Here is a 6,112-nt window from a genome sequence, read left to right on the forward strand (position 1 = left end):
GCTTAGCAGGCCACCTCGGCCGCGTCGTCGGCCAGTGGTGTGCCCTTCGTCTCGGGCAGCGCCACCGTCGAGGCGATGCTGGCCACCACGAAGATCGCCATCAACGCCCCCACCGACCAGCTCCCGAAATCACTGACCAGTACCCCCGCGATCAGCGGCGGCACCGCGCCGCCGACGATGCCGGCCAGGTTGAAGGCCAGCCCGGCACCGGTGTACCGGTAGCGGGTGGCGAAGATCTCGGGCAGGAACGAGGCGATGGGTCCGTAGGACGTCCCGAAGATGCAGAACATGCCACCGATCGCCAGCGCGAACAGCCACGGCGAACCCGTGTCGATCATCGGCATCACCAGAAAGGCCCACGGCAGCGCGACGACGAACCCGGCCAGGATGATCCGGCGGCGACCGTACCGGTCGCACAGCACGGCCGAGATGGCGGTGAACGTCATCAGCGCGACACCGGCCAGCACCCCGACGGTCAGGATGAGGGTGCGCGGATGGCCGATCTTGGTGGCCGCGTAGCTCAGCAGGTAGGTGCCGCCGAGGAAGCTCATGGTGAAGATGCCGACCATGCAGCCCGCGGCAAGCAGCACCTGCGGTGTCTGGGTGCGCAGCAGCTCGGTCAGCGGTGCCCGCGGCACGGCGTTGCGACGCTGCTCCTCGGTGAACACCGGGGTCTCGTCGATGCTCAGCCGCACGTACAGCGCGACGATCACCAGCAGCCCGCTCACCAGGAACGGCACCCGCCAGCCCCATTCCAGGAACACCGGGCTCTTCTCCCCGATGGTCACATTGGCGATCAGGAACACCAGGTTGCTGGTGGCCAATCCGGCACCGGCACCCAGCTGGGTGAACATGCCGTACTTGCCGCGCTGCTCGCTGGGGGCGTATTCGGCGGACAACAGCGCCGAGCCCGCCCACTCACCGCCGACGGCGAAGCCCTGACACAACCGCAGGGTGAGCAGGATGACGGGCGCCAGCACCCCGATCGACGCCGCACTGGGTACCAGCCCGACGGCGAAGGTGGAGATGCCCATGATCAGCAGGGTGGCGATCAGGGTCTTCTTCCGCCCCAACCGATCCCCGAAATGCCCGAACACCGCCGCTCCCACCGGGCGGGACAGGAACGCGGCCGCGAAGGTGGCCAGCGAGGAAATGGTGCCCATGGTCGGACTCAGGTTGGGGAAGAAGATCTTCGGGAACACCAGCGCGGCGGCCGTGCCGTAGATGTAGAAGTCGTAGAACTCGATGGCGGTGCCGACGAAGCTGGCGAAGGCCACTTTCTTCATCGGGGCCGGTGCTGCTGTGGTCACCCGAGGAAGTATGCACCCGCACGTAGGCTCGGCTGATGACCGATACCGACTACACCGTTGGCGATTATCTGCTGGACCGGCTGGCCGAGTTGGGCGCAACCGAGGTGTTCGGGGTACCAGGCGATTTCAATCTGGAGTTCCTGGACCACGTGCTCGCACACGACACGATCCGCTGGGTCGGCGGGGCCAACGAGCTCAACGCCGGTTACACCGCCGACGGCTACGGCCGTCTGCGGGGAATCGCCGCGCTGGTCACCACTTTCGGCGTCGGCGAACTGTCGGCGGCGAACGCTGTCGCCGGCAGTTTCGCCGAGCATGTGCCGGTGGTGCACATCGTGGGGGCACCGTCCAAGGACGCCCAGGCCGCCCGCCGGGTGGTCCACCACTCCCTCGGCGACGGCGATTTCGAGCACTTCTTCCGGATGGCCCGGGAAATCACCTGCGCCCAGGCCAGTCTGACTCCGGCAACGGCCACCCGGGAGATCGACCGGGTGCTCTCGGAGGTGCGCGAACAGAAGCGACCCGGGTATCTGCTGCTGGCCACCGATGTGGCCCGCTTTCCCGTCGATCCGCCGTCGGCGCCGTTGCCGTCCTACGGCGCAGGCACCAGCCCGCGGGCCCTGGCCCTGTTCACCGCCGCGGCCCGGCGACTCATCGGCGAGCACCAGGTGACCGTGCTCGCCGACCTGCTGGTGCACCGGCTCGGCGTCGTCGACAAACTGGCCGACCTGCTGGCCGCCGACACCGTGCCGTACGCGACGCTGATGTGGGGCAAGAGCCTGCTGGACGAGAGCTCGCCCAACTACCTGGGCATCTACGCCGGGGCGGCCAGCGCCGAGCCGGTGCGCCGCGCCATCGAGGAGGCCCCGGTGTTGGTGACCGCCGGGGTGCAGTTCACCGATATGGTCAGCGGTTTCTTCTCCCAGCAGATCGACCCCGCCCGCACCATCGACGTGGGGCCGGTGCAGGCCACCGTCGCCGGGCAGGTGTTCGCCCCGATCGATATCGACGCCGCGCTCGAGGCGCTGACCGGCATCCTCACCGATCGGGGCGTCACCTCCCCCGCCCTACCGGACCCCGCCGCGCCGGTGCGCGACGCCGCCCCGGCCCCCGATACCGCGTTGACCCAGAAGATGTTGTGGGACCGGGTTTCTGACGCGCTGACCCCGGGCAATGTGGTGCTCGCCGACCAGGGCACGTCGTTCTACGGGATGGCCGCACACCGCCTGCCCGCCGGGGTGACGTTCGTCGGGCAACCGCTGTGGGGGTCGATCGGCTACACCCTGCCGGCCGCGCTCGGCGCCGCGCTGGCACATCGGGACCGACGGATCGTGCTGCTCATCGGCGATGGCGCCGCCCAACTGACGGTGCAGGAGATCGGGGTGATGGCGCGCGAGGGCATCGCCCCGGTGATCATCGTCGTCAACAACGACGGCTACACGGTGGAGCGGGCCATTCACGGTCCCGCGGCCTACTACAACGACATTGTCACGTGGCGCTGGCAGGAGCTTCCGGCAGCCCTCGGTGTGCCCGATGCCCTGACCGCCCGCGCCTGCACCGTCGGTGAACTCGATGCCGCACTGGCCGCCGCCGCCGAGAATCGGCACCGGATGGCCGTCATCGAGGTGGTCGTCGACCGAGCCGACGTGCCGCCGCTGTTGGCCGAACTGGCGCGGGCGGCGGCGGCCGCCAACGCCGCGGGGTGACCAGGTTGGCAGCGATACCGGCCCACGGCTCAGTATCGTGTCGCGGATGAGTCTCGACGCGAACCGCGCCTCGATCACCGAGGCCATCGACTCCGGGTTGCTCGCCGGCGCGGTCACCCTGGTCTGGCATGCCGGCGAGGTGGTTCAGGTCAACGAACTGGGCCACCGTGACGTGGCGGCCGGCCTGCCGATGCAGCGCGACACCGTGTTCCGGATCGCGTCGATGAGCAAGCCGGTGACCGTGGCGGCCGCGATGACGCTGGTGGACGAGGGCACGTTCACGCTGCGCGACGAGATCGCGCCGTGGATACCCGAACTCGCCGGGGTGCGGGTGCTGGCCCGGCCGGACGGACCGGTGGACGTCACGGTCCCGCTGCGCCGGCCCATCACCTTCGAAGACCTGATGACACACCGATCCGGGCTCGCCTACCCGTTCTCGGTGACCGGCCCGCTGGCGCGCGCGTATTCGCGGCTGTCACATCGGCAGAACGAGGACCGCTGGCTGGCCGAACTGGCCCAGCTTCCGCTGGCCCACCAACCCGGCGAGCGGGTCACCTACAGTCACGGCACCGACGTGCTCGGCATCGCCATCGGCCGGATGACCGGTAAGCCGTTGCATCAGCTGCTCTCCGAGCGGATCTTCGAGCCGCTGGGCATGCGCGACACCGGGTTTGCGCTGACGCTGGTGCAGCGCCGCCGGATGGCCACCATGTACGCCCTGACAGAAGGGGGCCTCCGCGACGACGTGATGGGTCCGCCGGCGCTCACCCCGCCCGAGTTCTGCGCCGGTGGGGCCGGCCTGATGTCGACGGCCGACGACTACCTGCAGTTCGCCCGGATGCTGTTGGGTGACGGCGCCGTCGACGGTGTCCGGGTGCTGTCGCAGGAGTCGGTGCAGCTGATGCGCACCGACCGGCTGACCGCCGAGCAGAAACAGCAGAACTTCCTCGGCGGCCCGTTCTGGATCGGCCGCGGGTTCGGCCTGAGCATGTCGGTGGTGACCGACCCGGACCAGTCCCGGCAGTTCTTCGGCCCGGGCGGGCTGGGCACCTTCGGCTGGCCGGGTGCGTTCGGCACCTGGTGGCAGGCCGATCCGGCCAATGACGTGATCCTGCTGTACCTGATCCAGAACTATCCCGACCTGAGCGCCGACGCCGCGGCCGTCCGCGGCAACACGTCGGTCGCGAAACTGCAATCGGCTCAACCGAAATTCGTCCGCCGGACCTACCAGGAACTCGGGTTGTGACGACGGTCCTGATCAGTGGCGCGGGGATCGCCGGGCCCGCGCTGGCGCACTGGCTGTCCCGCACCGGTTACCGGGTCGTGGTGGTGGAGACGGCACCCGGGATCCGGTCCGGCGGGCAGACCGTCGACCTGCGCGGCGCGGGCCACGACGTGACCGCCGAGATGGGCCTGCTGGAAGCGGTGACGGCCACCGCGCTGGACCAGCGCGGCGCGGCCTGGGTGCGCGCCGACGGTTCGCGCCGGGCCGAGATGCCGGTGACGGCGTTCCACGGCAACGGGCTGGTGTCGAAACTGGAGATCCTGCGCGGAGACCTGGTCGAGGTGCTGTATCGGGCCACCGAAACGAGCACCGAGTACCGGTTCGACACCCGGATCACCGCCATCGACGGTTCGACCGTCACGCTCAGCGACGGCAGCACCGTCTCCGCCGACCTGATCGTCGGTGCCGACGGACCGCATTCGGCCGTGCGGCGCCTGGTGTTCGGGCCCGAGGAACAGTTCACCACCCTGCTGGGCGGATACAACGCGTGGTTCAGCGCGCCGGACACCGCCGGGCTGGACGGCTGGTTCCTGCTGTATCAGGAGCCCGGCTTGAACGCGTCGATGCGACCGTCGCACGACCCGGCAGTGGCCAAGGCCGGCCTGGCGTTCCGGTCCGATCCGGTCGACTACGACCGCCGTGACACGGACGCCCAGATCGAGCTGCTGCGCCGGCATTTCGCCGGCGCGCGGTGGCACTGCCCGCAGTTGCTGGCCGCCGCGGCCGAGGCCGACGATTTCCACTTCGACGCCTTCCTGCAGGTGCACATGGATTCGTTCACCCGCGGCAATGTCGCGCTGGTCGGCGACGCCGGATACTGCGCGTCTCCGCTGTCCGGGATGGGCACCAGCCTGGCCCTGGTCGGGGCGTACGTGCTGGCCGGCGAGCTCGGCCCCGCGGATACCTTTGCCGCGGAAGCGCTTCCGGATGCACTGACCCGGTATGAGGCGGTGATGCGCCCGTACATCGACCGCTGCCAGACCCTGGCCAACGGGATCGACGGCTACCTACCGAAGACCAACGGCGATATCGTCGTGACGGCGCAGGTGATGAAGTGGATGCAGCGCTGGCCGTTCCGCCCCATCGCCGAGCGCAAGTGGTTCACCACCGCGGATGCCATCGCGCTCCCGCACTACCCTCGCCGGTGATCGGTGCCGTCAGAACGGCGGCGGTTCGGCGTTTTCTTCGATCGCCCGGTGATTGAGGCGGCGGGCGGCGTTGATCCGCGCCATGCGGGATTGGGCCCGGGTGCGCCGGCGGCGCGGCATGGCCAGGTGGCGGTCGCTGGTGGTGGTGACCGCTTGTGCAGGTGGTGCCGGAGTGTGGATGACTCTGTCGGGGAACAGGATTCGAGTCAGCGGCACGGTGGTGTAGGCGTGACCGGTGGGGCCGGTCCAGGTGTGGGTGCCGTCGGGGTGTTGTCGGTCGGTCCAGCCGCCGAAGGTCTTGAGCAGGTGGTGGGTGCGGCATTTGGCCGAGAGGTTGCCCGGGTGGGTGGCCCCCGCCGGCCACGGGATGACGTGGTCGACATCGCAGCGCTGGGCGCAGTGGGTGCAGCCGGGGAAGCTGCAGACGAGGTCGCGGGTGCGGACCCAGGTGGCCAGGCTTACCGAGGGCCGGTAGCCGGGTTCGGTGGGCAGCTCGGCGGGGGTGGGCAAGCTTTTGATGCGGGCGCCGGCGGTGACGAGGTCGGCCAGCATGGGGGCGGGCAGGACGCCTCCACCGAGCAGCACTCCTGGTGCGGCGGTAGCCGCGGCCGCGCCGGTGCGGTGCGGATGGGTGCGCAGTTCGGGATCTCGAGGTGCAGCCGC

The 6,112-nt window shown here is 69.7% G+C and carries 5 protein-coding genes; 3 read left to right on the forward strand and 2 right to left on the reverse strand.

What is annotated here, in order from left to right; translation table 11 throughout:
* Nucleotides 1-2: 2 nt before the first annotated feature.
* Complete coding sequence (locus AWB94_RS30345) at nucleotides 3-1,286, reverse strand: MFS transporter (RefSeq protein ID WP_084395042.1); 1,284 nt, start codon at nucleotides 1,284-1,286, stop codon at nucleotides 3-5.
* Nucleotides 1,287-1,345: 59 nt separating this feature from the next.
* On the opposite strand from AWB94_RS30345, the gene AWB94_RS30350 reads away from it, so the two are divergent.
* Genes AWB94_RS30350 through AWB94_RS30360 form a run of 3 tightly spaced genes read left to right on the forward strand, consistent with a single transcriptional unit; the run spans nucleotide 1,346 to nucleotide 5,449 of the window.
* Complete coding sequence (locus AWB94_RS30350) at nucleotides 1,346-3,016, forward strand: alpha-keto acid decarboxylase family protein (protein WP_062655580.1); 1,671 nt, start codon at nucleotides 1,346-1,348, stop codon at nucleotides 3,014-3,016.
* A 46-nt stretch (nucleotides 3,017-3,062) separates the two neighbouring features.
* Nucleotides 3,063-4,262, forward strand: coding sequence for a serine hydrolase domain-containing protein (locus AWB94_RS30355; protein ID WP_062655581.1), 1,200 nt, complete (start codon nucleotides 3,063-3,065; stop codon nucleotides 4,260-4,262).
* The gene (locus AWB94_RS30360) at nucleotides 4,259-5,449 is read left to right on the forward strand and encodes an FAD-dependent monooxygenase (protein WP_062655582.1); all 1,191 of its coding nucleotides are present in this window, start codon (nucleotides 4,259-4,261) and stop codon (nucleotides 5,447-5,449) included. The genes AWB94_RS30355 and AWB94_RS30360 overlap by 4 nt, the downstream gene beginning before the upstream one ends.
* 9 nt (nucleotides 5,450-5,458) lie before the next feature.
* Here AWB94_RS30360 and AWB94_RS35350 read toward each other — a convergent pair.
* Nucleotides 5,459-6,112: HNH endonuclease signature motif containing protein (locus AWB94_RS35350; RefSeq protein ID WP_165766698.1), on the reverse strand; the 654-nt coding region annotated here is incomplete at its 5' end.

The sequence above is a fragment of the Mycolicibacterium canariasense genome (genome assembly GCF_002101555.1).
In the GTDB taxonomy this organism is placed as follows: domain Bacteria; phylum Actinomycetota; class Actinomycetes; order Mycobacteriales; family Mycobacteriaceae; genus Mycobacterium; species Mycobacterium canariasense.

Bases quoted from the DNA above. Each gene is read 5' to 3' on its own strand.
- AWB94_RS30345 (WP_084395042.1), bottom strand. From the start codon at position 1,286: ATGAAGAAAGTGGCCTTCGCCAGCTTCGTCGGCACCGCCATCGAGTTC.
- AWB94_RS30350 (WP_062655580.1), top strand. From the start codon at position 1,346: ATGACCGATACCGACTACACCGTTGGCGATTATCTGCTGGACCGGCTG.
- AWB94_RS30355 (WP_062655581.1), top strand. From the start codon at position 3,063: ATGAGTCTCGACGCGAACCGCGCCTCGATCACCGAGGCCATCGACTCC.